Origin of the sequence: Kribbella sp. NPDC023972 (assembly GCF_040639075.1) — a bacterium.
Classification (GTDB): Bacteria; Actinomycetota; Actinomycetes; order Propionibacteriales; family Kribbellaceae; genus Kribbella.
In genome coordinates this window covers 445,582-471,164 of the sequence record NZ_JBEZZH010000003.1, presented here as the reverse complement: position 1 = coordinate 471,164, position 25,583 = coordinate 445,582, and the positions used below count along the sequence as shown (strand labels likewise).

Annotated in this window: 26 protein-coding genes; 14 read left to right on the top strand and 12 right to left on the bottom strand. The window is 68.2% G+C overall.

Annotated features, from left to right (window positions below):
* From AB0F43_RS15400 to AB0F43_RS15380, 5 genes are all read right to left on the bottom strand, one after another.
* Window positions 1-816, bottom strand: coding sequence for an ABC transporter permease (locus tag AB0F43_RS15400; protein WP_360475886.1), 816 nt, complete (start codon window positions 814-816; stop codon window positions 1-3).
* Window positions 809-1,606, bottom strand: a complete 798-nt coding sequence (locus AB0F43_RS15395) for an ABC-2 family transporter protein (protein WP_360475883.1) — start codon at window positions 1,604-1,606, stop codon at window positions 809-811. The genes AB0F43_RS15400 and AB0F43_RS15395 overlap by 8 nt, the downstream gene beginning before the upstream one ends.
* Before the next feature lie 316 nt (window positions 1,607-1,922).
* Window positions 1,923-2,813, bottom strand: a complete 891-nt coding sequence (locus AB0F43_RS15390) for a PD-(D/E)XK nuclease family protein (RefSeq protein ID WP_360475880.1) — start codon at window positions 2,811-2,813, stop codon at window positions 1,923-1,925.
* A 1-nt stretch (window position 2,814) separates the two neighbouring features.
* Window positions 2,815-3,432 (bottom strand): MarC family protein, encoded by a 618-nt coding sequence (locus AB0F43_RS15385; RefSeq protein WP_360475877.1) that lies wholly within the window; start codon window positions 3,430-3,432, stop codon window positions 2,815-2,817.
* The gene (locus AB0F43_RS15380) at window positions 3,429-4,313 is read right to left on the bottom strand and encodes a PHP domain-containing protein (RefSeq protein WP_360475874.1); all 885 of its coding nucleotides are present in this window, start codon (window positions 4,311-4,313) and stop codon (window positions 3,429-3,431) included. Before AB0F43_RS15380 ends, AB0F43_RS15385 begins: the two co-directional genes overlap by 4 nt.
* Before the next feature lie 142 nt (window positions 4,314-4,455).
* Here AB0F43_RS15380 and AB0F43_RS15375 point away from each other — a divergent pair, with 142 nt between their 5' ends.
* On the top strand, window positions 4,456-4,860 hold the full coding sequence (locus AB0F43_RS15375) for an NUDIX domain-containing protein (protein WP_360475871.1): 405 nt from the start codon (window positions 4,456-4,458) through the stop codon (window positions 4,858-4,860).
* Window positions 4,839-5,633 carry a GNAT family N-acetyltransferase gene (locus AB0F43_RS15370; protein WP_360475868.1) on the top strand — a complete coding sequence of 265 codons (795 nt, stop codon included), beginning with the start codon at window positions 4,839-4,841 and terminating at the stop codon, window positions 5,631-5,633. The genes AB0F43_RS15375 and AB0F43_RS15370 overlap by 22 nt, the downstream gene beginning before the upstream one ends.
* Here AB0F43_RS15370 and AB0F43_RS15365 read toward each other — a convergent pair.
* Window positions 5,601-6,209, bottom strand: coding sequence for a histidine phosphatase family protein (locus tag AB0F43_RS15365; protein ID WP_360475865.1), 609 nt, complete (start codon window positions 6,207-6,209; stop codon window positions 5,601-5,603). The genes AB0F43_RS15370 and AB0F43_RS15365 overlap by 33 nt on opposite strands.
* A gap of 96 nt (window positions 6,210-6,305) precedes the next feature.
* On the opposite strand from AB0F43_RS15365, the gene AB0F43_RS15360 reads away from it, so the two are divergent.
* The 7 genes from AB0F43_RS15360 (at window position 6,306) to AB0F43_RS15330 (ending at window position 15,546) form a co-directional block, all read left to right on the top strand.
* Window positions 6,306-7,346 (top strand): LacI family DNA-binding transcriptional regulator, encoded by a 1,041-nt coding sequence (locus AB0F43_RS15360; protein WP_360475862.1) that lies wholly within the window; start codon window positions 6,306-6,308, stop codon window positions 7,344-7,346.
* Window positions 7,347-7,381: 35 nt separating this feature from the next.
* Window positions 7,382-8,674 (top strand): sugar ABC transporter substrate-binding protein, encoded by a 1,293-nt coding sequence (locus tag AB0F43_RS15355; RefSeq protein WP_360475859.1) that lies wholly within the window; start codon window positions 7,382-7,384, stop codon window positions 8,672-8,674.
* Window positions 8,675-8,740: 66 nt separating this feature from the next.
* The gene (locus AB0F43_RS15350; protein ID WP_360475856.1) at window positions 8,741-9,643 is read left to right on the top strand and encodes a sugar ABC transporter permease; all 903 of its coding nucleotides are present in this window, start codon (window positions 8,741-8,743) and stop codon (window positions 9,641-9,643) included.
* Window positions 9,643-10,455 carry a carbohydrate ABC transporter permease gene (locus AB0F43_RS15345; RefSeq protein WP_360475853.1) on the top strand — a complete coding sequence of 271 codons (813 nt, stop codon included), beginning with the start codon at window positions 9,643-9,645 and terminating at the stop codon, window positions 10,453-10,455. Before AB0F43_RS15350 ends, AB0F43_RS15345 begins: the two co-directional genes overlap by 1 nt.
* Before the next feature lie 21 nt (window positions 10,456-10,476).
* Entirely contained in the window at window positions 10,477-12,069 is a 1,593-nt protein-coding gene (locus AB0F43_RS15340) for a glucoamylase family protein (RefSeq protein WP_360475850.1), read from the top strand.
* 17 nt (window positions 12,070-12,086) lie between these two features.
* Window positions 12,087-13,943, top strand: a complete 1,857-nt coding sequence (locus AB0F43_RS15335; RefSeq protein WP_360475847.1) for a xylan 1,4-beta-xylosidase — start codon at window positions 12,087-12,089, stop codon at window positions 13,941-13,943.
* Window positions 13,944-14,253: 310 nt separating this feature from the next.
* On the top strand, window positions 14,254-15,546 hold the full coding sequence (locus tag AB0F43_RS15330; RefSeq protein ID WP_360475844.1) for an alpha-L-fucosidase: 1,293 nt from the start codon (window positions 14,254-14,256) through the stop codon (window positions 15,544-15,546).
* 171 nt (window positions 15,547-15,717) lie between these two features.
* Here AB0F43_RS15330 and AB0F43_RS15325 read toward each other — a convergent pair whose 3' ends face one another.
* The gene (locus AB0F43_RS15325; RefSeq protein ID WP_360476804.1) at window positions 15,718-16,245 is read right to left on the bottom strand and encodes a MaoC family dehydratase; all 528 of its coding nucleotides are present in this window, start codon (window positions 16,243-16,245) and stop codon (window positions 15,718-15,720) included.
* Window positions 16,246-16,345: 100 nt separating this feature from the next.
* On the bottom strand, window positions 16,346-16,891 hold the full coding sequence (locus AB0F43_RS15320; protein WP_360475841.1) for a general stress protein: 546 nt from the start codon (window positions 16,889-16,891) through the stop codon (window positions 16,346-16,348).
* 76 nt (window positions 16,892-16,967) lie between these two features.
* Here AB0F43_RS15320 and corA point away from each other — a divergent pair, with 76 nt between their 5' ends.
* The gene (gene corA, locus AB0F43_RS15315; RefSeq protein ID WP_360475838.1) at window positions 16,968-18,074 is read left to right on the top strand and encodes a magnesium/cobalt transporter CorA; all 1,107 of its coding nucleotides are present in this window, start codon (window positions 16,968-16,970) and stop codon (window positions 18,072-18,074) included.
* 190 nt (window positions 18,075-18,264) lie between these two features.
* Window positions 18,265-19,284, top strand: a complete 1,020-nt coding sequence (locus AB0F43_RS15310) for a winged helix-turn-helix domain-containing protein (protein ID WP_360475835.1) — start codon at window positions 18,265-18,267, stop codon at window positions 19,282-19,284.
* Window positions 19,285-19,382: 98 nt separating this feature from the next.
* Here AB0F43_RS15310 and AB0F43_RS15305 read toward each other — a convergent pair whose 3' ends face one another.
* Window positions 19,383-20,588, bottom strand: a complete 1,206-nt coding sequence (locus tag AB0F43_RS15305) for an acyl-CoA dehydrogenase family protein (protein WP_360475832.1) — start codon at window positions 20,586-20,588, stop codon at window positions 19,383-19,385.
* A gap of 135 nt (window positions 20,589-20,723) precedes the next feature.
* Complete coding sequence (locus tag AB0F43_RS15300; RefSeq protein WP_360475829.1) at window positions 20,724-22,184, bottom strand: serine/threonine-protein kinase; 1,461 nt, start codon at window positions 22,182-22,184, stop codon at window positions 20,724-20,726.
* 122 nt (window positions 22,185-22,306) lie between these two features.
* Here AB0F43_RS15300 and AB0F43_RS15295 point away from each other — a divergent pair, with 122 nt between their 5' ends.
* Both AB0F43_RS15295 and AB0F43_RS15290 read left to right on the top strand, forming a co-directional pair.
* Window positions 22,307-22,963, top strand: coding sequence for a peptidylprolyl isomerase (locus AB0F43_RS15295; RefSeq protein ID WP_360475826.1), 657 nt, complete (start codon window positions 22,307-22,309; stop codon window positions 22,961-22,963).
* A gap of 116 nt (window positions 22,964-23,079) precedes the next feature.
* On the top strand, window positions 23,080-23,457 hold the full coding sequence (locus AB0F43_RS15290) for a VOC family protein (RefSeq protein WP_360475823.1): 378 nt from the start codon (window positions 23,080-23,082) through the stop codon (window positions 23,455-23,457).
* Here AB0F43_RS15290 and AB0F43_RS15285 read toward each other — a convergent pair.
* Window positions 23,454-24,446 carry a CoA ester lyase gene (locus AB0F43_RS15285; protein ID WP_360475820.1) on the bottom strand — a complete coding sequence of 331 codons (993 nt, stop codon included), beginning with the start codon at window positions 24,444-24,446 and terminating at the stop codon, window positions 23,454-23,456. The genes AB0F43_RS15290 and AB0F43_RS15285 overlap by 4 nt on opposite strands.
* A 104-nt stretch (window positions 24,447-24,550) precedes the next feature.
* Window positions 24,551-24,742, bottom strand: coding sequence for a hypothetical protein (locus tag AB0F43_RS15280; protein ID WP_360475817.1), 192 nt, complete (start codon window positions 24,740-24,742; stop codon window positions 24,551-24,553).
* 10 nt (window positions 24,743-24,752) lie between these two features.
* Between AB0F43_RS15280 and AB0F43_RS15275 the strand changes: the two genes are divergently transcribed.
* Window positions 24,753-25,442 carry a hypothetical protein gene (locus AB0F43_RS15275; RefSeq protein ID WP_360475815.1) on the top strand — a complete coding sequence of 230 codons (690 nt, stop codon included), beginning with the start codon at window positions 24,753-24,755 and terminating at the stop codon, window positions 25,440-25,442.
* Window positions 25,443-25,583 lie beyond the last annotated feature (141 nt).

Genomic DNA, 25,583 nt, shown 5'->3' with positions numbered 1-25,583 from the left:
TCAGCTCCCTGTGCTGCGGTAACGACGGAGACCGGCCCGCCAGGCCAGTGACGCCAGCGCGACCATCGCGACGGCGACCACCGGGGACAGCAGGCCGATCCAGGACGGCAACCCCAACGGGGCCGGTTTACCCAGCACGTAGAGCACCGGGTAGTAGTTGACGAAGGCAAGCGGTACGACGAACGTGACGGCGCGGACGATGTCCTTGCCGAACACCGACAACGGGTACTGCGTCAGCGTCTGACCGCCGTACGTGAAGGCACTGGCCAGCTCGGCGGAGTCGATTGCGAGGAACTGGAACGCCGCGCCGAGGACGAAGATCGCGGCGAAGATGATCGACCCGGTCACCATCGACAGGGCCAGCATGATGCCCTTGGCAATCGTCCAGTCGACATTGACGTTGCCGAGAGCAAACACCAGCACGACACCGGCCTGCAGCGGCCGGCCGAGCCGGCGGAGCGCGAACCCGTCCGCGGCGGTCTGGATGAAGGCCGGCACCGGGCGGATCAGGTAGACGTCCAGCGAGCCTTCGCGGATGCGCTGCCCGACCCGCTCGATCGAGCCGGTGAACAGGTCGGCCAGACCGAGCGTCATCGAAGCTGTTGCGTAGAGCAACGCCATCTCCCCGAGAGTGAATCCGCCGAACGCGTTGATATGGCTGAACATCAGCACGATCGCGGCGAAGTCCGTCACCGTGACCAGCATCGTGCTCACCAGCATCAGCACGAACGACGCCGGGTAGGCCAACGCCGACCGAACCCACATCGCCACCAGCATCCAGTACTGCGCCGGGGCCTGGCGGAGCCGCTCAACCACCGTTGATCACCACCTTCCGGGTCGCCAGGGTCGTGGCCAGCTGAGCGATCAGCAGCAGCACCAGGATCCAGCCGAGCTGGAACACCAGCGCGGACCCGATCCCGCCCGGGTTGCGGCCGAGCCAGATGTCGATCGGCACCTGCAGCGTCGCGGCCCACGGCGTCGCCCGGGCGAACTCGCCGATCCAGCCGGGGAACACCACCAGGGGGAGGATCGTGCCGGAGAAGAACAACGACAGCACCAGCGCGAGTGCCTCCATGCCCCGCGAGTCGGTGATCCAGAACCCGGACAGGGCGACCAGATACCGGATGCCGAAGCTCACCAGGATGCCGAGCGTCAACCCGGCCACGACCGCCAGCCAGGTGATCACACCGGAAGGAAACCTGAGGTCGAAGATCAACGCGCCGACCAGCAGCGGCGCACCGCCGCGGACGATCAGCTGGAACATCGCCCGCCCGAAGTCGACCGACAGCCACCACAGCAGCAGATGGGTCGGCCGGTACAGGTCGACCGCGATCGCGCCGCTGCGGACCCGCTCGCCCAGCTCGATCGTGGTAGTGGCGCCGAAGATCCCGATCGGCATCAGCAACCCCTGCTGCAACCACACGAACGTCAGCGCGTCAGGTACGTCGTACCCGCCGAGACCGGGCCGCTCGTTCCACAGGGTCAGGTAGACACCGCACAGGATGAACCCGAACACGGTGTTGGTGAACGCGCCGGACGCGGTGGCGATCCGGTACGTCGAGAACCGGCGGAACGACCGTACGCCGATCGCCCAGTAGACGCCCACGGCAACCTCCTCATCACGTGCCCAGAGGTGGTGTCCGATCGGTCCAGCGGCACGCGGAACTGCCCCGGACCTGAAAAGACCCGGGGGTTCGGACACCACTGTGACAGGCATGGCTGGCCCACGCCGTTATCAAGGAAAGGATCGGACAGTACGCCGCGCGGCCCTCAACCGTCAACTGGATTTCTTCCATGCGCCGAGCCGCGGGAGGCGGAGAAGCGCACGTGATGGGGGTGGGAACTGTTCCGCTGGTGCTGGGAGGGTCATCCCCGATCCGAGCAGAAACTCCCAGAACACCCGGCTGCGCTGACGCGCAGGCTCAGCCGGCGTCCTCCGTCGGAATGGGCGCGCTGTCGTCGAGGCCGGACCAGGGGTCGCGGGGTGGGGCGACGCGGCGGCCTTGGGGGCAGATCCGGACGAAGTCGCACCAGCCGCACAGCGGCGAGGGCTCGGGTGGGAACGCCTCGTCCGCCTCGGCCGGGGTGAGGCCTTCGTGCCAGCGGGCCTCGGCGGCGGCCGCGTCATCGGCGATGGACTCGGCCCGGCGTTGGTGGCGGGCCAGGGAGGCGTCGTCGTGGTCCGCGGCCGCGACCGTGTTGGTGGGCAGGTGGTGCAGCTCGACGCGGGTACAGGGCTTGTGCAGCATTCGCCGGGCGCCAAGCACGTACAGCGCCATCGCCAGCGACGACCGCGCGTCCGCCGACGTCAGCGGGCGGCGTCCGGTCTTGTAGTCGACGATGGCGAGCTCGGTCCCGCCGGTCCCCTCACGGGCCGGCCGCTCGTCGATCCGGTCCACCCGGCCGCGCAGGGACGCGCGGTCGGTCGTGAAGGCGACCGTGCGCTCCACTCCGCGTGGCTGGTAGTACGGATCGGAGTCCCGCAAATAGCCCAGCACCATCGAGGTCGACCGCTCGCGCCAGTCGATCGACTGCAGTTCGTCCCGGAAGCCCTCGCTCCGCCAGCTGGACCGCATCTTGGCGACCACCTCGTCCGGCGTACGGCGGGAGGTCGGCCACCGACCGAAGAAGTCGGCGAGCACCTCGTGGACGACGGCGCCGACCGTGGTGTGCGCCCAGGGCGGGCCCTTCGGCGGCCGCGGCGTCTCGAGGTACGTGTAGCGGTACTTCCGCTTGCAGTCGGCGAAGGTGAGCAGTTTGGTCGGGGTCGCGACGAACAACCGCGTCGGCATCCCGGGCAGCAGGTCATCCATGTCACCCCGCCTTGATGAAGTCGGTGACCGCGTCCGCGACCAGCTGTACGGCGATCGCACTCAGCAGCAGACCGGCGATCCGGGTGACCAGGAGTACGCCGTTCTCGCCCAGGATCCGCATGATCACGCCGGAGAACCGCAGCGTCAGCCACATCACCAGGTGGATCAGGATGATGCCGACCGAGATCGCGACCACGTCCGGCAGCGACCCCTCCGCGCGCTGCACGAACACCATCGTGGCGACGATCGCGCCCGGCCCGGCGAGCAACGGCGTACCCAGCGGGACGAAGGCGATGTTCACGTTCTTGGTCTGGACCGGATCCTCGGCGGTGTCGGTCAGCAGCTGCAACGCGATCAGCAGGAGCAGCAGGCCGCCCGCGGCCTGCAGGGCCGGCAGCGTGATGCCGAGGTTGTGCAGGATCTGCTGGCCGAACGCGGCGAACACGACGATCACGCCGAACGCGACCAGCACCGCCTGCCACGCGGCCTTCTTCCGGACCGCGCGGGACTGGCCCGCGGTCAGCGAGATGAAGACCGGGACCGTGCCCGGCGGGTCCATGATCACGAACAGCGTGACGACGACCTCGCTGAGCAACCCCAGGTTGATGACACTGTTCACGGCAGGTAGGCCTCGGGCACCGTCGCGCCGACAGCCGCCGCGGCGTTGACCTTCGCGACCTCGAGCAGCCGCTCGAACTGCTCCGGCTCGGTGGAGTTCACGCCCAGGTCGTGGTCGATCTTGCCGACGCCGTGGTGATCGCTCGAGCCGGTGTAGATGATGCCGAGGTCGCGGGCGATCCCGCGCAGCGCCGTCCGGGACGCGTCGGAGTGGTCCTGATGCTCGACCTCGATCCCGGCGAGGCCGTGGTCCTCGACCAGGCGGGCGATGGTGTCGGCGGTCATCACCTTGTAGCTGGACCGGCCCCAGGGGTGCGCGATGATCGGTACGCCGCCGGCCTCGCGGACCAGGTCGATCGCGCGGCCGGGCTCGATCGCGTAGTGCGACACGTGCCCCGGTTTGCCGTCGGCAAGGAACCGGTCGAAGGCCTCGCCGCGGTTGGCGACCGTCCCGTTGGCGACCAGCGCGTCGGCCACGTGCGGCCGCCCGACGGACGGCGTACCGGTCGCCTGGGCGAGGACCTCGTCGACGGTCAGCGGCACGCCGAGGCCGTTCAGCCGGGCCACGATCGAGGGAATCCGGTCGGTGCGGCCGTCACGGACGATCCGCAGCTCCTCGGCCAGTGCCGGGTAGGACGGATCGGGCAGGTACCCGAGCAGGTGGACGCTGATGCCGTTGAGCTTGCAGGAGATCTCCAGGCCCGGGACGAAGCCGATGCCGAGCTCCTCCGCGGCGCGCCGCCCGTCGGCCCACCCGTCGGCCGTGTCGTGATCCGTGAGCGCGATCACGTCCAGGCCGGCCCGCTTGGCCTGCGCCAGCAGGACGTCCACCGGGTCGGTGCCGTCCGAGCGGTTCGAATGGGTGTGCAGGTCGATACGCACGAGCGGGGCCGGATCCCTTCCATGGACAACTGTCACGGCCGATGCTATCCGCGTCCGCCCCCAGAACCGGCCGGTTGTCCCCAGACAGGCCCACAGCCTCCTCGTGGCTCGCGCCCCGGCGGAAGCCTTATCGTGTGGTGGCATGGATGCGCACCGCGTCGACTGCGTCGGGGCTCTCGTGTACGACGACCAGCACCGGCTGCTCGTGGTCCGGAGAGCCAACGAGCCCGGGCGAGGCCTGTGGTCGATCCCCGGCGGGCGGGTCGAGCCGGGTGAGGACGACCCGGCCGCGGTGGCGCGGGAAGTCGCGGAGGAAACCGGTCTGACCGTCGAGGTCGGCGACCTCGTCGGCGAGGTCGAACGCGACGGCCCGAAGGGCATGCTCTACGTGATCCGCGACTACGAGGCGACGGCCGTGAGCGGCAGCCTCACGCCGGGTGACGACGCGTCCGACGCGAAGTTCGTCACCCGCGCGGAGTTCCTGACCCTGCCGACCACCACGCTCCTGGCCTCGACGCTGGAGCAGTGGAACGCCCTCCCGGGGTAGCTATGCGCGAGATCGAGGAGAACGCTGCCGAACTGCTGATGGCGATGGGCGCCGCGGGTGGTGGAGTGCAGCGAGACGACGGCACGGTGCGATGGACGATCGGCGGATCACCGATCGACTATCACAACGCGGTGGTGGCGGCCGATCTGACGGCTGACAAGGTCGACAGCACCATTACCGAGTCACTGGAGTTGATGCGGCAGCGCGACGTACCCGGCAGCTGGCATGTCGGTCCGTCGATGCGACCGGCTAATATCGGCCAGCGTTTGATCGAGGCCGGCTTCAGGTACGACGGCAGCGAGCCCGGGATGGCCGTGAAGTTGTCCGAGCTGCGACGGCCCAGCGTCGTACCCGGGCTCGAGATCACTCGTGTGCGCAACGACGACGACCTCGCGATCTGGGCGGCGACGCTCGGCGGAGGTTTCGGCGAAGGGGAGCGGGAGGCGCGCTGGGTCGGGTCCGTCTACCGCAAGCTCGGGTACGGCGATCCCTGGCGGCACTACCTGGGATGGCTGGATGGCCAGCCGGTGGCAACGACCACCGTCTACCTCGCCGCCGGGGTGGCGGGGGTGTACTTCGTGATGACCATCCCAGAAGCACGTCGCCGCGGCATCGGTGCGGCGATCACGTACGCCGCGCTCAGAGAGGCCGGCGATGTCGAGTACGGCGTACTCGGCTCGTCGCCCGCCGGACGATCGGTGTACGCCGGGCTCGGGTTCCGCGAGTACTGCAGGATCGAGCTATTCGTTGTTCCAGCGGTGGATCGCGGGTGAGCCTCGGTCCCAGCCGAGCACGGAGACGGTGGCGGTGTTGAGGACGAAGTGACGACCCTCGGTGACGTCGAGCTCGAGCCAGCGGGCGGTGAGCGCGCGCAGGGCGTGTGAGTGACCGAAGACGAGCACGTCACCGGGTACGGCGGCGATGCGGGCGTTGACGCGGTCGAGCCGGGCGGCGATCTGGGCGGGGGTTTCGCCGTTGGGTACCGGATTGGCCCAGACCGTCCAGCCTGGCACGGTCTCGCGGATCTCCGCGGTGGTGATGCCTTCGTAGTCCCCGTAGTCCCATTCGACCAGGTCTTCGTCCACCTCGGCCTCCGGGAAGCCGGCGAGTTCCGCCGTACGACGGGCCCGTTCCCGCGGTGAGGTCAGCACCAGCTCGAAGGTCTCGTCGGCCAGCCGCGCTTTCAGCGACGCCGCCACGCGCTCACCTTCCGCGGTCAGCGGGAGGTCGGTGGTCGACGTGTGCCGGCCCGACCTGCTCCACTCGGTCTCGCCATGCCGGATCAGGAACAGCTGGTCCTGTCGCTCGTGTGTGGTCACGCCTTCATCCTCGCAAAAAACGAACCGCATCGTCACAGACGACACCCGACCTCTTGACCAACCACCCCGGACAGGGCAGGGTCGAAAACTGTAAGCGCTTCCACTATGACCCCCGAGGAGCGAGCAGTGCCCTCCGGACCCACCGGCCGGCCGGCGACGATCTACGACGTCGCGGCCTTGGCGAAGCTGTCCATCGCGACGGTTTCGCGTGTGCTGCAAGGAACCGGACCGGTGTCGGAGAAGGCCCGGATCAGGGTCGACGAGGCCGCCCGAGAGCTCAACTACGTACCGTTGCGCGCCGCGCGAAGCCTCGCGGTGCAACGACATGAGGCGCATGGACTCGTGCTGCCCGACCTGGCCGGACCGTTCTACGGCGACCTGCTGATGGGGTACGAGCGCTGGGCCGGCGAACACGGCCAGAGCGTCATCATCACGGTCACCCACGGACATCCGGACCCGCGCCGCAGCATCCGTGACCTGGCCAGCCGGGTCGACGGCATCGTCGCCCACGCGGACGCGGTGGAGCTGTCGCTGATCCAGGACCTGCGCCGCGCCAACGTGCCGGTCGTGCTGATCGCTCATCCGCCGGTCACCGGCTGCGACTCGATCCGCAGCGAGAGCCTGCTGAGCGCGGAGCAACTCACCGGGAGACTACTCGACAGTGGCCGTAGGCAACTGCTCTTCGTCGGTGACCCGGACACCCCGTACGACGCGACGGCCCGCTACGAAGGCTTCACCAACGCGCACCGCCAGCGCGGCCTGTCCGCGCCGGATCCGGCCCGGGTGCGGCTGACCGAGGCCGCCGGCGCCCAGTTCGCCCAGCAGTTGCTGCAGGAGAAGAAGTTGCCGCAAGCACTTGTCTGTGGCAACGACGAGGTCGCGTTGGCGGTGCTGAAGGTCTTGCGGACGGCGGGTGTCGGCGTACCGGACGATGTCGCCGTCACCGGGTGGGACGACGTGATGGCAGCCCGGTACGTGACACCGGGACTGACCACCGTGCGGCAGCCGATCGCCGAACTGGGCCGGCTCGCCGCCCAACGACTGAACGAGCGGGTGACCGGTGAACGGACCCGCGCTCGCAACGACGTACTGGCAACACAGCTCGTGCTGCGGGACAGCTGCGGCACGGTACCGCCTGACCGGGGCGGTGGGGTGGGCGGCGAATGAGACAGCTGCAGAAGTATCCGAGTGAGGAGACACAGATGATCACCCACAGCATCCGCCGCCGACTGGTGATCGGCAGCGCTGCGATGACGGCCATGGCCCTGGCGTTGGCAGGGTGCGGCAGGTCGGAGGACACCCCCAGCGGGGGTTCACAGGCAACGACGACGGTCAGCGAAGGACCTGCCACCGGCAACCTGACCGTCTGGGCGATGGGCACCGAGGGCGAGAACCTGCCCAAGCTGATGCAGCAGTTCCAGCAGGCCAACCCGGGCGTGAAGGTCTCTGTCACACCAATCCCGTGGGATGCCGCGCACAACAAGTTCACCACCGCGATCACCGCGCAGACGCTGCCGGACGCCGCGATGGTCGGCACCACCTGGATGGGCGAGTTCGCCGACCTCGGCGCACTCGACCCGACCCCACAGGGCTTCGACAACGAGGGCTTCTATCCCGGCGCGCTGGACACGACCAAGGTCGGCGACACGCAGTACGGCGTTCCCTGGTACGTCGAGACCCGGTTGGTGTACTACCGCAAGGATCTGGCCGCGAAGGCCGGTTTCAGTACGCCGCCGACGGACTGGGACGGCCTGAAGGCGATGGCCAAGGCGATGAAGGAGAAGGCCGGCGCCAAGTACGGGATCAACCTGCAGCCGGGCGGTACCGGGTCCTGGCAGACGGTGATGCCGTTCGCCTGGTCGGCGGGCGCGGAGATCACCAATGACGAGCAGACCGAGTTCACCTTCGACACGCCGGAGACGCAGGAAGGGCTGAAGTACTACCAGAGCTTCTTCACCGAGAAGCTGGCCGGGACCGACCTGCCGCCGAACCAGACCGAGGCGCAGTTCGTCAGCGGCCAGGTGCCGATGTTCATCTCCGGGCCGTGGATGGCCGGGTCGGTGGCAAAGCTCGGCGGTGACGCGATCAAGCCGAATATCGGTGTCTTCGAGATCCCCAAGAACAAGACCTCCACGTCGTTCGTCGGTGGTTCGAACTTCGTCGTGTTCAAGAACTCGAAGAACAAGGACAGCGCCTGGAAGCTGGTCAAGTTCTTGTCCGACCCGAAGACACAGGCCAGCTGGTTCAAGATGTCGTCCGACCTGCCCGCGGTGAAGAGCGCGTGGGAGGACCCGAGCATCGCGTCCGACCCGCTGCTGCCGGTGTTCGGCAAGCAGCTCGAGTCCGCCAAGGCGCCGCCGGCGATCGTGAACTGGGAACAGGTCGCGACCGTGTTCGACACCGAGGTGGAGAAGATGGCCAAGTCCGGCCAGTCCCCCGCCGACACAGCCAAAGCCATCCAGACCCAGGCCACGTCGATCGGCACAGGTAGCTGATCGCCGATGAGTCAGAAGACAGCTCCCGCCGGGACGCCGCGTGTCCCGGCGGGAGGGTCCCCGCGGGTGAGTGGCGCCGGGTCGCCGCGGCGCCGCCGGCTGCATCATCAGACGGCTGCCGCGTGGATTCTGGTGCTGCCGTTTGCGGTGTTGTTTCTGGCGTTCACGGCGGGGCCGGTGCTGGGGTCGCTGCTGACGAGTTTCACCGATATGCGGCAGCGGGATCTGCGGACGCCGTTCGCGGTGAACGGGGTCGGTTTCGACAACTACGTCCGGGCCTTTCAGGACGAGACGTTCCGGAAGGCCGCGTTCAACACCGCGTACTTCGTCGTTCTCGGCGTACCGCTGACCCTGCTGGTCGCGCTGGCCGCCGCGGTGCTGCTGGACCGCGGGCTGAAGAGGTTCCAGGGCCTGTTCAAGGTCGGCTACTACCTTCCGGTGGTGACGTCGATCGTCGCGATCGCGGTGATCTGGCGGTTCGTGCTGGCCCCGGACGCCGGCCTGCTGAACACCGTGCTCGGCTGGTTCGGCATCGACGGCCCGAACTGGCTGGCGTCGAAGACGTGGGCGATGCCGTCGCTGATCGCGATGGCCGTCTGGCGGAACTTCGGCTCCGCGATGATCATCTTCCTGGCCGGCCTGCAGGGCATCCCGCAGTCCGTCGAGGAGGCCGGCCAGATCGACGGTGCGGGCCCCTGGCAACGGTTCCGGTACCTGATCCTGCCGTTGCTGCGGCTGACCATCCTGTTCAACTGCGTGACGACCGGTATCGGTTACCTGCAGTTCTTCGAGGAGCCGTTCGTGATGACCGACGGCGGTCCGCTGAACAGCACCCTGTCGGTGTCGATGTACACCTACGAGCAGTTCGGCTTCGGCAACTACGGGCTGGCCACGTCGATGGCCTACCTGCTGTTCGTCGTGATCGCGGTCGTCACGTTCATCCAGTTCCGGTTGCTGAGGGAGAAGTGATGCGCCGTACCTGGTGGATCTACCTGATCGGCGTGCTCGGCCTGGTCGCCGTCGCGGCGCCGTTCGTCTGGATGCTGCTCGGCAGCTTCAAGAGCCAGGGCGAGCTGCTCCGGGTCCCGCCGACCTGGTGGCCCGACCAGCCGACCAGCCAGAACTACGTGGACCTGTTCAACAAGGAGAGCTTCCCGCGCTACTTCCTCAACTCGACGATCGTCGCGCTGGTGGTGACGGCCGGGAACCTGGCCTTCTGCTCGATGATCGGCTACGCCCTGGCCAAGCTGCGGTTCACCGGCCGCAACGCCCTGTTCGTGCTGGTGATGGCCACCTTGATGATCCCCGGCATGGTCACCTTCGTGCCGCTGTTCGTCCTGGTCACCAACGCCGGGCTGGCGAACAGCTACCCCGGCCTGATCCTGCCGTTCCTGGTCTCGCCGTTCGGGGTGTTCCTGATGCGGCAGTTCTTCCTCGGCCTGCCGGACGACCTGATGGACGCCGGCCGGGTGGACGGCAGCAGTGAGCTGGGCATCTTCGCCCGGATCATGCTGCCGCTGACCAAGCCGGCCCTGGCCACGCTCGGCATCCTGACCTTCCTCGGTTCCTGGAACAACTTCCTCTGGCCGCTGGTGATCGCCCAGACCCAGGACAAGTACACCCTTCCCGTCGCCCTGGCGCTGTACTCGAAAGGCCAGAACGCGCAGAACTACGGCCTGTTGATGGCCGGCGCGGTCGTGGTCGTCATACCCGTGCTGGTGATGTTCCTGATCTTCCAGCGCCACGTCACCAAGGGCATCGCCGTCACCGGCATCAAGTAGACCCCTTTCTCTGGAGACAAGATGACCGCCAACATCAGTCGCCGCACCCTGCTCACCGCCGCCGGTTCCGCCGCTCTCATCGGGACCACGGCCAGTACGACGTACGCCGGAGCAGTGTCGAACTCTCAGGCTGACCCTGCCGCGCTGCTGAAGGGCAACTGGCAGCCCAGCCGGGCCGACCGCGCCTTGGTCGGCCGCTGGGCCCGGGACACCTGGCGCAGCCTGGTCGCGATGACCGACGAGAGGACCGGACTGCCCGCCGACAACATCGGCGCGTCCGTCACGGACCCGGTCCGCAGCCGCTACACCTCACCCACCAACATCGGCGGCTACCTGTGGAGCACAGTCGTCGCCCGCCACCTCGGCATCATCTCGCCCGCCGAGTCCCTGCAACGGATCACCCAGACCCTGACCACGATGTCGAAGGTCGACCACCACGACCCGAGCGGCATGTACTTCAACTGGTACGACGAGTCGACCGGCGAGGTGCTGTACACGGACCCGGACGGGACCAAGCCGATCACGCCGTTCGTGTCGAGTGTCGACAACGGCTGGTTCGCCGCCGCGCTGATGGTGGTCCGCAACGCCGAACCACGAGCCCGCTCGCTCGCGGAATCCCTGCTGGGCAAGATGAACTTCGCCTTCTACTACAACCCCGCGGCCCGCCCCGGCGGCCTGATGCGCGGTGGTTTCTTCGAGACCCCGCCGCCGGACGAGGAGACCGACAAGGCCAACCACGCCGGCGTCGGGCCGGACGTGTACTACCGCAAGTTCCACTACGACACCTGCAACACCGAGGCGCGGATCGCGCCGTACATCGGATTCGCGCTCGGTCAGGTTCCGCACACGCAGTACTTCGCCACCTACCGGACCTTCCCGGACTCGTGTGACTGGTCCTGGGTGGAGCAGCGGCCCAAGGGCGTGCACCGGACCTACCTCGGCCTCGACGTGTTCGAGGGCACCTACTCGTACCGCGGGATGCGGCTGGTGCCGTCGTGGGGCGGCGACATGTTCGAGTCGCTGATGCCCGACCTGTTCGTGCCCGAGTCGGCCTGGGCACCGCGCAGCTGGGGTGTCAACCACCCGCTCACCGTCCGGGCGCACATCGAGCACGGACTCGACGACGCCAAGTACGGCTACTGGGGATTCTCACCCGCCTCCAACCCTCGCGGTGGGTACTCCGTGTACGGCGTCGACGCGATCGGGATGGACCCGGGCGGCTACCCGTCCGACCTGGAGGCGACGAACTATGACGCCGGCTTCGAGGGCTGCCGGGAAGGCACCAACCCGAACCCGGCCTTCGGCGACGGCGTGGTCACCCCGCACGCGGCCTTCCTCGCGATGCAGTACGCGCCGCGGCAGGCGATCGACAACCTGCGCCGGATCGAGACGGACCTGAAGGCGTACGCCGGTGGTGGCTTCTACGACTCGGTCGCGGTGAAGTCCGGCCTGATCGCCAAGCGGTACCTGTCCCTCGACCAGGCGATGGTGATGGGCGCCATCGGCAACGTCTTCGCCAACGACGTGATCCGGCGGAACTTCGCCTCCCGGCAGGTCGAACGGCGGATCCGCCCCCTGATCGCGATGGAGCGGTTCGAGTCCGGCCTCGAGTGACGGGAAAGAGACACTTCATGCAGCACGACGCCAAAGCTGAGTGGGATGCGCGGATCGCGATCCGGAGCGACGAGGAGCGGGAGTTCAGCTTCCCGGACCTCGACCCGCCCAAGGAGGTCACCGCGGTCGGCGGGGTCGGTCAGGTGACCGTCGACTGGACGCCGGTCGAGGGAGCGGTGGGGTACCTGATCCTGCGCGGGACGGGTGAGCACGGACCGTTCGAGCCGGTCGACCACCACAGCGGTGACGTCCTGTCGGTCCCGGCGCCGCCGTACGTCGACACCACCTGCACGCCGGGGACGCCGTACCGGTACGCCGTCGCGAGCGTCCCCGAAGTGACCGTGACCGGGCGCGCGAGTGCCGCTGCGGGCGCCGTTCCGTTGGTTGCCGACGGCACGGTTCCGGTGGTGTCGGTGACCGTCGATGCGGTGGCCGAGGGCACCGAGCTGGCGAAGCCGTGGGTGCCGATGATCGGCAGCGAAAGGCTCAGCCAACTACTCTGCACCGACCTCAGCGGCGGCTGGGAGATCGGCGCCGAGCTGGAGCAGGCACTGCGCCGGATGCATGACGAGATCGGGGTACGGAGCGTCCGGGCCCATGCGATCTTCCATGACGACACCCGGGTCTACACCGAGGTCGACGGCGTGCCGTCGTACGACTTCTCGGTCGTGGACGCGATCTACGACAAGCTGCTCGGGATCGGGCTGCGGCCGGTGGTCGAGCTCGGGTTCATGCCGCGCGACCTGGCCAGTGACCCGTCGAAGACCGTGTTCGCGTACGGCGCGATCATCTCGCCGCCGAAGTCGTACGAACGCTGGTATCACCTGGTCCGCGCACTCGTACGGCACCTCGTCGATCGGTACGGCCTCGACGAGGTGCTCGGCTGGGACTTCGAGGTCTGGAACGAGGCCAACCTGGAAGTCTTCTGGTCCGGCACCAAGGCCGAGTGGCTCCACCTGTACGACGCGACCGCGGCGGCGGTGAAGTCCGTCGACGAGCGACTCGCCATCGGTGGTCCGTCGTCGGCCGCGGCCGGATGGGTCGACGACCTGCTCGCGCATGCGGCCACGAGCGGCGTACCGGTGGACTTCGTGTCGACGCACACCTACGGGAGTCCGCCGCTCGACGTCCGGGCGTCGCTGGATCGGCACGGGTTCAGCGACGCGCGCATCCTGTGGACCGAGTGGGGTGTGACACCGACGCACTTCAACCCGATCAACGACTCGGTGTTCTCCGGTGTGTTCCTGCTGCGCGGGATGCGGTCGGCGGCCGGACGGGTGGACGCATTGGCGTACTGGGTCGCGTCGGACCACTTCGAGGAACTGGGGCGCCCGCCCCGCTTCCTGCACGGCGGTTTCGGCCTGCAAACCGTTGGTGGGCTGGCGAAACCGCGCTACCACGCGATGAGCCTGCTGAGCCGGCTCGGGCCGGTCGAGTTGCCGGTGACGCTGACCGGTGATGGCGCCGGGAGTCTGGTGGAGGCCTGGGCGTCGCGTGATCGCGACCGGATCGCCGTACTGCTGTGGAATCTCACCCTCGACCAGACGAAAGCCGACGGTGCTCCGGAACTGTCCAGGACGGTCCACGTCGAACTGCCCGGCGTGGATCCGTCCTGGCAGGCCACGGCGACGACGCTCGGCATCGGGGCCGGCGATCTGGCCACGGCCGCGGCCGAGCTCGGGATCGGCGACTGGCCCACTGATGACGAACTCGCGGAGCTGGCCGAGCGCAGCCGGCTGGTCAGTACTCCGCTGGAGTGGAGCGGCTCGGGACTCGAGTTGACCCTGCCGATGCCTTCGGCCGTACTGCTGGACCTAGTGCGATCCGGGCCCGGTAGGGGGCCGGCGCAGGCTGTCGATGATCCGTCCCACTGACGGACCTCGAGCACCCGGGTCAGGGCGAGCGCCTCGTCGGTGACCCGCACACACACCTCCTCACAGGTCGGCGCAGGCATCCGACGTCCGATGCGCACACATCGGATGTCTAGGGCGGGATCTCCACGCTCAGTTCGGAGCGATCGTCCTGAATTAAGGACATGAACTGTTGACTCAGTCAAGACAACGACATATAGATCGGACGAATCAGTTCGTTCTTCGAGGTATCAGTTTCCCCTGGATGTCAGGATGAACCGAACACCGGCGGCTGGGTGGCCGATGAATCTCTACTACTCCGAGGAGTGCTGACATGACCGACGCGCCTCCAGCGTCCTCCGTCGAGAAGTTCCGCGACTGGCGGTTCGGCCTGTTCGTCCACTGGGGCCTGTACGCGCTGCCGGCTCGGCACGAGTGGGTGAAGAACCACGAGCGGCTGACCGACGAGGACTACCAGCCGTACTTCGACCACTTCGAGCCCGACCTCTACGATCCCCGGAAATGGGCCCGCGCCGCGCGTGAGGCCGGCATGAAGTACGCCGTACTGACGACGAAGCACCACGAAGGCTTCTGCCTGTGGGACTCGGCGGTGTCCGACTACACGGTCGCGAACACGCCGTGGGGCAAGGACCTGGTCGGACCGTTCGTCGAGGCGTGCCGGGCCGAGGGGCTGGGTGTCGGGTTCTACCACTCGCTGATCGACTGGCACCACCCCGAGTTCCCGATCGACCTCGTCCACCCGCAACGCGACGACGAGGAGGCGATCGCCAAGGCGGCCGGCCGCGACATCCAGGTGTACGCCGACTACCTGCACGCGCAGACGCGCGAACTGCTGACCGACTACGGTCCGATCGACATCATGTGGTTCGACTTCTCCTACCCGGGCCGCAAGTACCCCGACGGCCGCGACGGGCATGGCAAGGGCAAGGACGACTGGCGGTCCGAGGAACTGATGGCGATGGTCCGGGAGCTGCAGCCGGACATCCTGATCAACGACCGGCTGGACATCCCGGGCGACTTCGTCACCCCGGAGCAGTACCAGCCGGACGGCCCGATGATGCGCGACGGGCAGCCGGTGCTGTGGGAGGCGTGCCAGACGCTGAACGGCAGCTGGGGTTACGACCGGGACAACCTGGACTGGAAGTCGCCCGAGCTGCTGGTGAAGATGCTGGTCGACTCGGTCTCCAAGGACGGCAACCTGCTGCTCAACGTCGGCCCGACCGGGCGAGGCGAGTTCGACCCGCGGGCGCTGGCCACGCTGAGTTCGATCGGCGAGTGGATGAGGCTGCACGAGCGGTCCGTGCGCGGTGCGCGGCCGAGCGAGTTCACCGCACCCCCGGACTGCCGGTACACGCAGAAGGGTGACCGGCTCTACCTGCACCTGTTCTCGTGGCCGATGGGCCACGTGCATCTGCCTGGCCTGGGCGGGAAGGTGAAGTACGCCCAGTTGCTGAACGACGCGTCGGAGATCCAGCGGATCGCCAACGACCCGCACCAGACGGCCCAGAACACCACGATGGGTGGCGTCTCGTCCGACGTACTGACCCTGAAGCTGCCGATCCAGCGGCCCGACGTACTGGTCCCGGTGATCGAGATCTTCCTCTAGACGATCGGTCCGCGGTTGGCGAGCGGCCCGCCCCGGGTAACACCCCTCCCCGGGCAGGCCGCTCGCCTGTCCCCATTTGATGGGTTGACCCAGCAGATGGCGGGTTTTGCACCCGGATTCCGGCTGGCAAACCCACCGTTTGGTGGGTCAGCCAGGGAAATGGGGGTTGGGTCAGTCGCGCTCGATCGGGGTGGGGCGGCCGGGTTGTTCGCCGCCGCGGGACTCGAGGTAGTTGTTCTTGGGGACCATGACCTTGCGGCGGAACAGGCAGACGACGGTGCCGTCCTGCTTGTAGCCCTTGGTCTCGACGTACACCACGCCGCGGTCGTCCTTCGACTTCGACTCCCACTTGTCCAGCACCACGGTCTCGCCGTAGATGGTGTCGCCGTGGAAGGTGGGCGCGACGTGCCGGAGCGACTCGATCTCCAGGTTGGCGATCGCCTTGCCGCTCACGTCCGGTACCGACATGCCGAGCAGGATCGAGTAGATGTAGTTGCCCACCACAACGTTCTTGCCGAACTGGGTGGTCTCCACCGCGTAGTTCGCGTCCAGGTGCAGCGGGTGGTGGTTCATGGTGAGCAGGCAGAACAGGTGGTCGTCGTACTCGGTCACCGTCTTGCCCGGCCAGTGCTTGTAGACCGCCCCGACCTCGAACTCCTCGTAACTGCGCCCGAACTGCATCTCTCGGCTCCTTGTCAGGTGTCCCCGGGGGCCATGCTGCCGAAAGATGACGTGACTGGGCAGTAGCCCGCGCGTGGCCTAGCTCTCAACCGGGCGAGATCTTCATCACCCGGGCCGGTCAGTCGTGCGGCTGCTGGAGAGGTGCCTGCTGCTGCACGTGCTGCTCGGGGATGCGCGGGCTGACCTCACCCTTGAGGGCGAGCTTGGCCAGGTGGTTGCGGGCCTCCTCGGCGTACTTGAAGTCGCAGAGGACGTCGTACGTCGTCGCGACCACCGCGGTGCGGGAGGTGAAGTCGCGCCGGCCGGCCGACTGTGCGTACCCCAGGCCGCCGAACACCAGGCCGAAGAATGCGCCGAGCACCACACCAGTCAGCACAGTGGCGATCCAGTTGCCGGTGGTGAACAGCCCCAGCAGCAGACCCACGAACAGGCCGAACCAGGCACCGCTGGCCAGCCCGGCGGTCAGCGCCTTGCCCCAGGTGAGCCGGCCGGTGATCTTCTCCACCTGGCGGAGGTTGTTGCCGACGATGGTCGTGTGCTCGACCGGGAACTTCTCGTCCGAGAGGTAGTCGACAGCTCGCTGCGCCTCCCGGTAGGTGTCATAGGTCCCGATTGTCAGGCCGGTCGGCCGGGGGTCCATCGAGGGCATGCCCTGCGTGGTCATCGTCGTTCCTCTCCACGTGCTTCCACCCCCATCATTGCCGACGCCTGGTTACGGAGCCTTGATAGCCTCGCCGGTGATGACCGGGCGACGGTGGGACATGGGCGCAACACGCCGGATGGGACGCGTCTTCGCCCGGCGTACTCCGGGGGTTCCGGACCCGGTGGACCTGGTCGCCAGCGGCAGGCTTGACGGTGCTCTGGTCGACTGGGCGTTCTACCGCGACGGCCGCCGCGACCGGAAGGTGGACTCCTACACCGAGGCGCTCAGCCGCGCCCGGCGCGGTCAGGGGTTCGTCTGGATCGGCCTGTTCCAGCCGAACGAGCGGCAACTGGCCGTCATCGGTGCGGAGTTCGGCCTGCACCCACTGGCGCTGGAGGATGCCACCGAGGCGCACCAGCGCCCCAAGCTCGAGCGGTACGACGACACTCTGTTCGCCGTACTCAAGACCGTCACCTACGTCCCCCATGGGGATCTGACCGCCACCAGCGAGGTGGTGGCGACCGGTGAGGTGATGGTGTTCTGCGGGGCCGGGTTCGTCGTCACGGTCCGGCATGGCGATCACAGCGAGCTGACCGGCCTGCGGCAGCGGCTGGAGCAGGAGCCGGAGCGGCTGGCCACCGGTCCGGGCGCCGTCCTGCACGCGATCGCCGACCATGTGGTGGACCACTACCTGGAGGTCGCGGGCGCGGTCCAGGCCGACATCGACCTGATCGAGACCGAGATGTTCAGCCCGCGCGGCTGGCGGAACATCGACCGGGTCTACCAGCTCAAACGCGAGGTGCTGGAGCTGAAGCGGGCGGTGGCACCGCTGACCGGGCCGATGCGGTCGCTGTCGACGCTGCGGCATCCGCTGATCAGTGACGAGACCCGGAACTACTTTCGTGACGTCGACGACCACCTGCTGCGGGTGAAGGAGCAGGTGGTCTCGTTCGACGAGCTGCTCAGCTCGATCCTGCAGGCCGGCCTGGCCCAGGTGCAGGTGTCCGAGAACGAGGACATGCGGCGGATCTCGTCCTGGGTGGCGATCCTGGCGGTGCCGACGATGATCGCCGGGATCTACGGGATGAACTTCGACTACATGCCGGAGCTGCGCCTGAAGTACGGGTACTTCGTCGTACTCGGCCTGATGGCCACTGCGTGCACGGTGCTGTACCGGCTGTTCAAGCGCAACCACTGGCTCTGAAGGCTGCGCTGGCAACCTTGTGCCATGGCCGCCACTGCCGACCCTTTGGAATGTTCAAAAGGTTGTGCGGCATTTGAGCGGCTTGGTTGAATTCGGCCATCGCTTTCGGTCAGCGACCCGCCACATTCTGCGACCGCCCGTCGGCATCGGGGATGTCGTGACGACCAGGCATCACCAGGGAGGGCCCGCCGTGCTTCGGATTCATTTCACGCCGCGCGATCTCGCCCGTGTCACGGTCGCCGCCACTCCAGCGCCGCTGTGGGAGGTGCTGCTCAGCCTGCACATGCTGCAACAGTCCGACGGCCGGCTGATCTTCGAGGACTGGCGCCGGCACGTCCGGGCCAAGGTCGCGCCGGACCAGATGCGCCTGCTGCTGGAGCTGACGCCGCCCAAGGGCTACTCCCCCGACTTCCTCACCCCGGCGGGGGCGGCTCCGGATTTCGAGACCGCGCTGGAGCTGACACTGGCGACACCGCGCCAGGAGATCCGTCACCAGCTGGGGCTGCTGAGCAAGGACCGCCCGATGTCGCCGTGGACCCGGGAGCTCGCGCAGGGCGATCGGGCCTCGCTGCACAAGCTCGGCCGGGCCATCCGGACCTACCACGCGGCCGCGATCGCGCCGTACTGGAAGTCGATCGGGACACATGTGTCGGCCGACCACGCGCATCGCGGCGAAGCCCTGTCCCGGCATGGGGTGGACCGGCTGCTGTCCACGCTGCACCCGCGGGTGAAGTGGGTGGCGCCGGTGCTGCAGGTGCTGGACATGCACGACCGTGATCTCTACCTGCAGGGGCGCGGGATCGAGTTGCAGCCGTCGGCGTTCTGCTGGCAGGTGCCGACCAAGCTGCGCGACCCGGAGCTGAAGCCGATCCTGGTGTACCCGATCCACCACGCGCCCGGCATCCTGCGGCAGCAGTCGACGGACGCGATCCCGTCGAGTGACCCGCTCAGCTCCCTGCTCGGCTCGACCCGCGCCGCCGCGCTGGAGGCCACCGTCGAGGGTTGTACGACGACCGAGCTGGCGAGACGCTGCAAGATCTCACCGGCCGCCGCCAGCCATCAGGCGACGGTCCTGCGAGAAGCCGGGCTGATCACCACCCGCCGGGCCGGCGCATCCGTCCGCCACGAGATCACCCAGCTCGGTATCTGGCTGCTGGCCGGTCACGGCTCCGGCGCCTTGGGCCGGCCCCAGCCCCGTCTCACCGCATAGCCCCTGCCCCGCCGCGTGCTTGGGCCGACCGGCACCGCCCCGCCTGTCGACCCAGCACGCCGGCCGGCTGTCCGGCGCCGTACCGGGAATCGATCAGGTCAGAGCTTGTAGTCCTCCAGGAGGCGGCGGCCGATGATCATCCGCTGGATGTCCGCCGTCCCCTCGCCGATCAGCAGCATCGGCGCCTCCCGGTAGAGCCGCTCGATCTCGTACTCCTTGGAGAACCCGTACCCGCCGTGGATCCGGAACGAGTCCTCCACGACCTGGTGGCAGTACTCGCTGGCCAGGTACTTCGCCACGCCGGCCTCGAAGTCGTTGCGGGAGCCGGCGTCCTTCTTCCGCGCCGCCTTCACCATCAGCTCGTGCGCGGCCTCGACCTTGACCGCCATGTCGGCGAGCCGGAACAGCACCGCCTGGTGCTCGGCGATCTTCTTGCCGAACGTCTCCCGCTGCTGCGCGTACGCGATGCCCAGCTCGAACGCGCGCCGGGCCACCCCGCAGCCGCGGGCGGCCACGTTCACCCGGCCGACCTCGACTCCGTCCATCATCTGGTAGAAGCCCTTGCCCGGTACGCCGCCGAGGATCTGGCCGGCGTCGATCCGGTAGCCGTCGAAGACCAGCTCGGTGGTGTCGACGCCCTTGTAACCCATCTTCTCGATCTTGCCCGGCACGCTGAGGCCCTTGTCCACCTCGCCGAACCCGGGCTCCTTCTCGACCAGGAACGTGGTCATGTTCTTGTAGACCGAGTCCTGCCCTTCGTCGGTCTTCACCAGTACGGCGACCAGGTTCGACGAGCCGCCGTTGGTCAGCCACATCTTCTGGCCGTTGATCGTGTATGCGTCCGCCCCTTCGGCCGACACAGTCTTGACCGCCTTGGTCTTGATCGCGGCCACATCCGAACCGCAGCCCGGCTCGGACATCGAGAACGCGCCGCGCACCTCACCGGTCGCCATCCGCGGCAGGTACTTCTGCTTCTGCTCATCGGTGCCGTGCTGGAGCAGCATGTACGCGACGATGAAATGGGTGTTGATGATGCCGGACACGCTCATCCAGCCGCGGGCGATCTCCTCGACGCACAGGGCGTAGGTGAGCAGCGACTCACCCAGGCCGCCGTACTCCTCGGGAATCATCAGGCCGAACAGGCCGAGCTCCTTGAGACCCTCGACGATCTCGGCCGGGTACTCGTCGCGGTGCTCCAGCTCGGTGGCGACCGGGAGGATCTCCGACTCGACGAACGCGCGGACCGTCTTCAGGATCTCTTCCTGGATGTCGGTCAGCCCGTCGGTCTGCTGCAACCTGCTCATCGTCGGCTCCTTGGGTGTCGGTGCGCCTTACCCGCGAGTATCGCGTTCTCAGCATCCCCGCACGAGGGTGACACCCGCTGTGACACCGGCCACCCGGAGGAGGTCGGATGGCTCACTCCGGCACGACCGGCGCCGCTACTCCCCCGAATTCCGTTCCCCGTCGCCGTCGCCGTTGCCCTCACCGTCCGGTCGCGGGAGGACCTGGCTGACCGCAGCGAACAGCCCGGCGATCTGCGGGGTCGCCTGCCAGCGGTTGTTCTGCTGCGCCTCGGCCAGCCGCTTCCGGGCGTCGTAGAAGTTCTTGGCGGCCGACTCGGTGTCGCCGCGGTCCACAGCCTCCGCGGCGCGGTCCAGGTCGTTCGCGGCCTCTCGCGGAGCTTTGCTCCGGGCCCCCTGCTGGGTCTGCCGCACCTGCGCGGCCAGTGTCCGCAACGTCTGCACCAGCGCGCCCTGCGGGTTCTGTTGCTGCGTCTGCTGCGGGCTCGGCTTGGGGGTCGGCTTCTTCGACGGAGTCCTGGAGGGTGTGGGCGTCGTCTTCGGCGCGCTGGACGCCTTGGCCGCCGGCGCCGACGGCGTTCCGCCGGCAGCGGCCGGCGGGTCCGTGGTCACGCTCTCCCGCAACATCAGTCCGCCGACGACAGCGGCCAGGACCACTGCCATGGCCACGAGCACCTTCGCGAACGGGAAACCCTTCGGCGGCGCCCGGTGCGTTCCGGTGGCGGCCGGCTCCTCCTGCCAGGTGCCGACCTCGAGCACGTCGTCCTTGGCTGGGAGCAACGGAAGCACCTGCGTGGCGGGGGCCGCAGCCAGCAGGGCCGTCACGGCGGCAGCCGACGATGGGCGGTCCCCCGGGTTCTTGGCCAGCAGTTGCAGGACCAGGTTGGCCAGTGCCGGCTCCACGTCTGCCCGGTTGATCGGCTCCGGGGCCACGTCCAGGTGCTGGCGCATCACCGACTCCACGTTCGGCCCGGTGAAGGGCGGCGTTCCGGTGAGGAGCTCGTAGAGGACGCAGCCGAACGCGTACCAGTCGCTAGCAGGGGTGGCAGGCTCACCACGGACCTGCTCCGGCGAGACGTACGACGCCGTGCCCAGGAGCACACCGACACCGGTGGTCTCCGTACCGGCGCCTTTCGCGATGCCGAAGTCGGTCATCTTGAGCGTGCCGTCGGCCGCGAGCATCAGATTGCCCGGCTTGACGTCCCGGTGGACGATGCCGGCCGCGTGGGCGGCGTCGAGGGCACGCGCTCCCTGGGTGGCGATGTCGGCGACCAGCTTGCCGCTCGGCAGACCCCCACTGCGCATCAACTGCGACAGGTCCGGGCCGGACACGAGTTCCATCACCAGGAACACGTGCCCGTCCGCGGTGCCGACGTCGTACGTCGCGACCACGTTCGGGTGCATCAGCCGCGCAGCCGCCTGCGCCTCGGCGCGGAACCGCTCGACCGCGTCCATCGGGTCGCCCTCGAGCCGCCGGAGCAGCTTCACCGCGACCTGCCGGGCCAGCACGGTGTCTTCGGCCTGCCACACCTCACCCGCGCCGCCTCTGCCCAGCAGGGTCAGCAGCCGGTAACGCCCTGCCAGTACCTCGCCGTTCACACACACACACCTTCCGCAGCGGACCGCAACACCTTAGGCGGGGCACGCGTTTGAGAGCGAGTTCTGGCCCGAAACCTTGAAGAAGCTCTGCACAGAGCGATCGGGGTACTACGGTGAGCAGCATGAAGCGATCAATCACCGCCCTGATCGCGGCCACTCTGGTCGCGACGACGCTCACGACCACCACCGCGTCGGCCGCACCGGCCGGTCACTCGAAGCCGGTGGTGAAGTGCGAGTTCACGCCCACGCCGGAGAACCCGGCCGCCAAGCCGGTCCGGATCCCGTCCCCGGTCGCCCGCGCGAAGGGCACGGTCGACGTGTACTTCGTGACCAACTACGGACCGTTCGTGGTCCGGATGGACCGGGCCAACGCGCCGTGCGGCGTGCACAACTTCGTGCACCTGGTGAAGAGCCGGTTCTACGACTTCACCCAGTGCTTCCGGCTGACCAACTCCGCCCGGCTCGGCGTCCTGCAGTGCGGCGACATCTACCGGCAGGAGGAGGGCGGCCCGGGGTACAAGTTCCCCGACGAGGTCACCGGCAAGGAGACCTACCCTCGCGGCACCGTTGCCTACGGCAACCAGGGACCGGGGACGAACGGCAGTGAGTTCTTCGTCGTCCACTCACACGCCAACATCGCCCCGAACTACACCGTCCTCGGCCAGGTGATCGCCGGGATGTCCACCTTCGACCGGATGGTCGCGGCCGGTATCGCCGACCCCGACCAGGACGGCCCGCCGGCGAAGCCCATCCACATCTACAAAGTCTGGAGCCACTGAGAAGAGGGCATTTCGGCACCCTCGGCGCTAGCGTGAGGGGGTGGGCGCCGCGCCGACCTTCGGAGTTGGCGCGGCGTACCCGCCGACAGCGCCCGGCGACGACAAGGAGGTCCGGGATGACGGTGCAGCTAGGGGTGATCGGGCAGATCGCCCGCCCGGTCAGTGACATCCCGACCGCGGTCGAGTTCTACGGCAAGGTGCTCGGGCTTCCGCATCTCTACACGTTCGGGAACCTGGCGTTCTTCGACTGTGGCGGGATCCGGTTGTTCCTGAGCGCGACCGAGCGGCCTGCCGATCCGTCGATCCTGTACTTCAAGGTCGACGACATCCAGGTCGCGTACGACGAACTGCGCGAGCGCGGCGTGGAGTTCGAGGATGCGCCGCAGCTGATCCACCGCCATGACGACGGGGTCGAGGAGTGGATGGCGTTCTTCCCCGACCCCGACGGCCACCTGCTCGCGATCATGGCGCAGGTACTGCCTGACACCGCCTAGTCGGCGGGCGGCTGCCAGACATCCGTGCGGGTCATGCCGGCGGCGCGGCCCTTGGCGGAGATGACCAGGGCCATCTTGCGGGAGGCCTCGTCGATCATCTCGTCGCCGAGCATCACCGCGCCGCGGGCACCGCCGGCCGCCGAGGTGTAGTGGTCGTAGGCGTCGAGAATGTTCTCGGCGTGGTCGTAGTCCTCCTGGCGCGGCGAGTAGACCTCGTTCGCGGCGGCGATCTGGTCCGGGTGCAGCACCCACTTGCCGTCGAAGCCGAGCGCGGCCGACCGGCCGGCGACCCGGCGGAACCCGTCGACGTCCTTGATCTGCAGGTACGGCCCGTCGATGGCCTGCTTCCCGTGCGCCCGGGCGGCCATCAGGATCTGCATCAGGATGTAGTGGTAGGCGTCGCCGACGTCGTACCCGGGCGGCTGCTCGCCGACCACCAGCGACTTCATGTTGATCGACGCCATGAAGTCGGCCGGGCCGAAGATGATCGTCTCCACCCGCGGCGACGCCTGGGCGATCGCGTTCACGTTGGTCAGGCCGAGCGCGTTCTCGATCTGGGCCTCGATCCCGATCCGGCCGGGCTCCAGGCCGTGCACCTTCTCCAACTGGGTGAGCAGCAGATCGAGCGCGACCACCTGCTCGGCGGTCTGCACCTTCGGCAGCATGATGCAGTCGAGGTTCGCGCCCGCGCCCGAGACCACCTCGATCACGTCGGCGTACGTCCACTCGGTGGTCCAGTCGTTCACCCGGACCACGCGGAGCTTGGTCCCCCAGCCGCCCTCGTTGAGCGCGGCGACGATGTTCTTGCGCGCGTCCACCTTGGCGATCGGCGCGACGGAGTCCTCCAGGTCGAGGAACACCTGGTCGGCGTCCAGGCCCTTCGCCTTGGCCAGGAACCGCGGGTTCGACCCCGGGGTAGCCAGACAAGACCGCCTACTACGCAGTGCTTGAGGCCTTCCCCGTCCCGCCCCGGTCACCTGCTCCGCCATCACCGCGTCCTCTCCTCGGGTTACCCGCCGGTCACCGGCAGCGTACGGCGAATCCGCCGCCGCTCCGGTGACCCGGCTCACTTCCCCTCCGAGTGTGGCCCGATTCACCGTGCGGTGAGGCCGTACGCGCGCTTGATCGTCTGCTTGATCGTGTTGCCGGCCGCGTCCACGCCTTCGGTGCGCAGACTCACCGCACCCGTGGTGCTCTGCAGCCGAGGGTGCTTGAGTACGGCGGTGTACTCGCTGCGGCCGGACTTCTTTGTCTGGACCTGGTACGTCGTACTGCCGCCGGACACAGCGCTGGACGTGCTGGCCCGTCGTCGGGAGCGGGAACTGGCCGACGCCCGCCGGAAGATGGTGGAGCTGACGGTCCGGTTCCACGGCAGTACGGCGCGCCGCGAGCCCGCGGACCTGATGGAGGTGCTGCACGGCGAGCACGAGATCGCCCAGGGCATGACCAGGTTGTTGCTCAGTGCCCGTAACGAGGTCTGTGGCTGGGACGCGCCGCCGTACCGGGACGACCCGAACCAGGTGAACCAGCTCGAGCTGGACCAGCTGAAGCGCGGTGTCACCTTCCGGGTGGTGTACGACCGCCGCGGTTCCGTGGACAGGCCCGGTCGGCTGGCCGCACTCATCCAGGGCATCGCGGACGGAGAGCAGGCCCGGGTGGGCGACGTACCGCTCAAGCTGACCGTCAGCGACGCACCTATGGCCTTCGTCCCTTTCGACGTACGGGCGACCAGACACCAGACCGCGCTGCTGATCCACGACCCCGTGATGGTGGCCGGGCTGGCCGCACTGTTCGAGCTGTACTGGGACAGGGCCGTGCCGCTGGCGACGTACGACGGCCAGCCCACTGTCGACCGGCCGACACCCGAGGAGCGGGATCTGCTGGCGCTGCTGATGTCCGGCTTCACCGACCTCGAGATGGCCGCTCACCTCGGTTGGAGCGAGCGGACCGTCCGCAAGCACATCGACGGCATGTGCACCGGTTGAACGCCGATACTCGCTTCCAGGCCGGCTATCAGGCCGTACTGCGTGGCTGGCTGGAGCATCGTGGGTGACCTGACCGCACTCGGCTCTCCCCGGCAGAGGAGGCGACGTACTGCGCTCTGGTCGGTCAGCCGCCCAGCAAAG

What these genes read in the sequence shown, in the direction of transcription:
- AB0F43_RS15390 (WP_360475880.1), bottom strand. Translation starts at nt 2,813, where the DNA reads ATGGATGACCTGCTGCCCGGGATGCCGACGCGGTTGTTCGTCGCGACC.
- AB0F43_RS15375 (WP_360475871.1), top strand. Translation starts at nt 4,456, where the DNA reads ATGGATGCGCACCGCGTCGACTGCGTCGGGGCTCTCGTGTACGACGAC.
- AB0F43_RS15365 (WP_360475865.1), bottom strand. Translation starts at nt 6,209, where the DNA reads ATGCGGTTCGTTTTTTGCGAGGATGAAGGCGTGACCACACACGAGCGA.
- AB0F43_RS15355 (WP_360475859.1), top strand. Translation starts at nt 7,382, where the DNA reads ATGATCACCCACAGCATCCGCCGCCGACTGGTGATCGGCAGCGCTGCG.
- AB0F43_RS15345 (WP_360475853.1), top strand. Translation starts at nt 9,643, where the DNA reads ATGCGCCGTACCTGGTGGATCTACCTGATCGGCGTGCTCGGCCTGGTC.
- AB0F43_RS15340 (WP_360475850.1), top strand. Translation starts at nt 10,477, where the DNA reads ATGACCGCCAACATCAGTCGCCGCACCCTGCTCACCGCCGCCGGTTCC.
- AB0F43_RS15335 (WP_360475847.1), top strand. Translation starts at nt 12,087, where the DNA reads ATGCAGCACGACGCCAAAGCTGAGTGGGATGCGCGGATCGCGATCCGG.
- AB0F43_RS15330 (WP_360475844.1), top strand. Translation starts at nt 14,254, where the DNA reads ATGACCGACGCGCCTCCAGCGTCCTCCGTCGAGAAGTTCCGCGACTGG.
- AB0F43_RS15320 (WP_360475841.1), bottom strand. Translation starts at nt 16,891, where the DNA reads ATGACCACGCAGGGCATGCCCTCGATGGACCCCCGGCCGACCGGCCTG.
- corA (WP_360475838.1), top strand. Translation starts at nt 16,968, where the DNA reads ATGACCGGGCGACGGTGGGACATGGGCGCAACACGCCGGATGGGACGC.
- AB0F43_RS15305 (WP_360475832.1), bottom strand. Translation starts at nt 20,588, where the DNA reads ATGAGCAGGTTGCAGCAGACCGACGGGCTGACCGACATCCAGGAAGAG.
- AB0F43_RS15295 (WP_360475826.1), top strand. Translation starts at nt 22,307, where the DNA reads ATGAAGCGATCAATCACCGCCCTGATCGCGGCCACTCTGGTCGCGACG.
- AB0F43_RS15290 (WP_360475823.1), top strand. Translation starts at nt 23,080, where the DNA reads ATGACGGTGCAGCTAGGGGTGATCGGGCAGATCGCCCGCCCGGTCAGT.
- AB0F43_RS15285 (WP_360475820.1), bottom strand. Translation starts at nt 24,446, where the DNA reads ATGGCGGAGCAGGTGACCGGGGCGGGACGGGGAAGGCCTCAAGCACTG.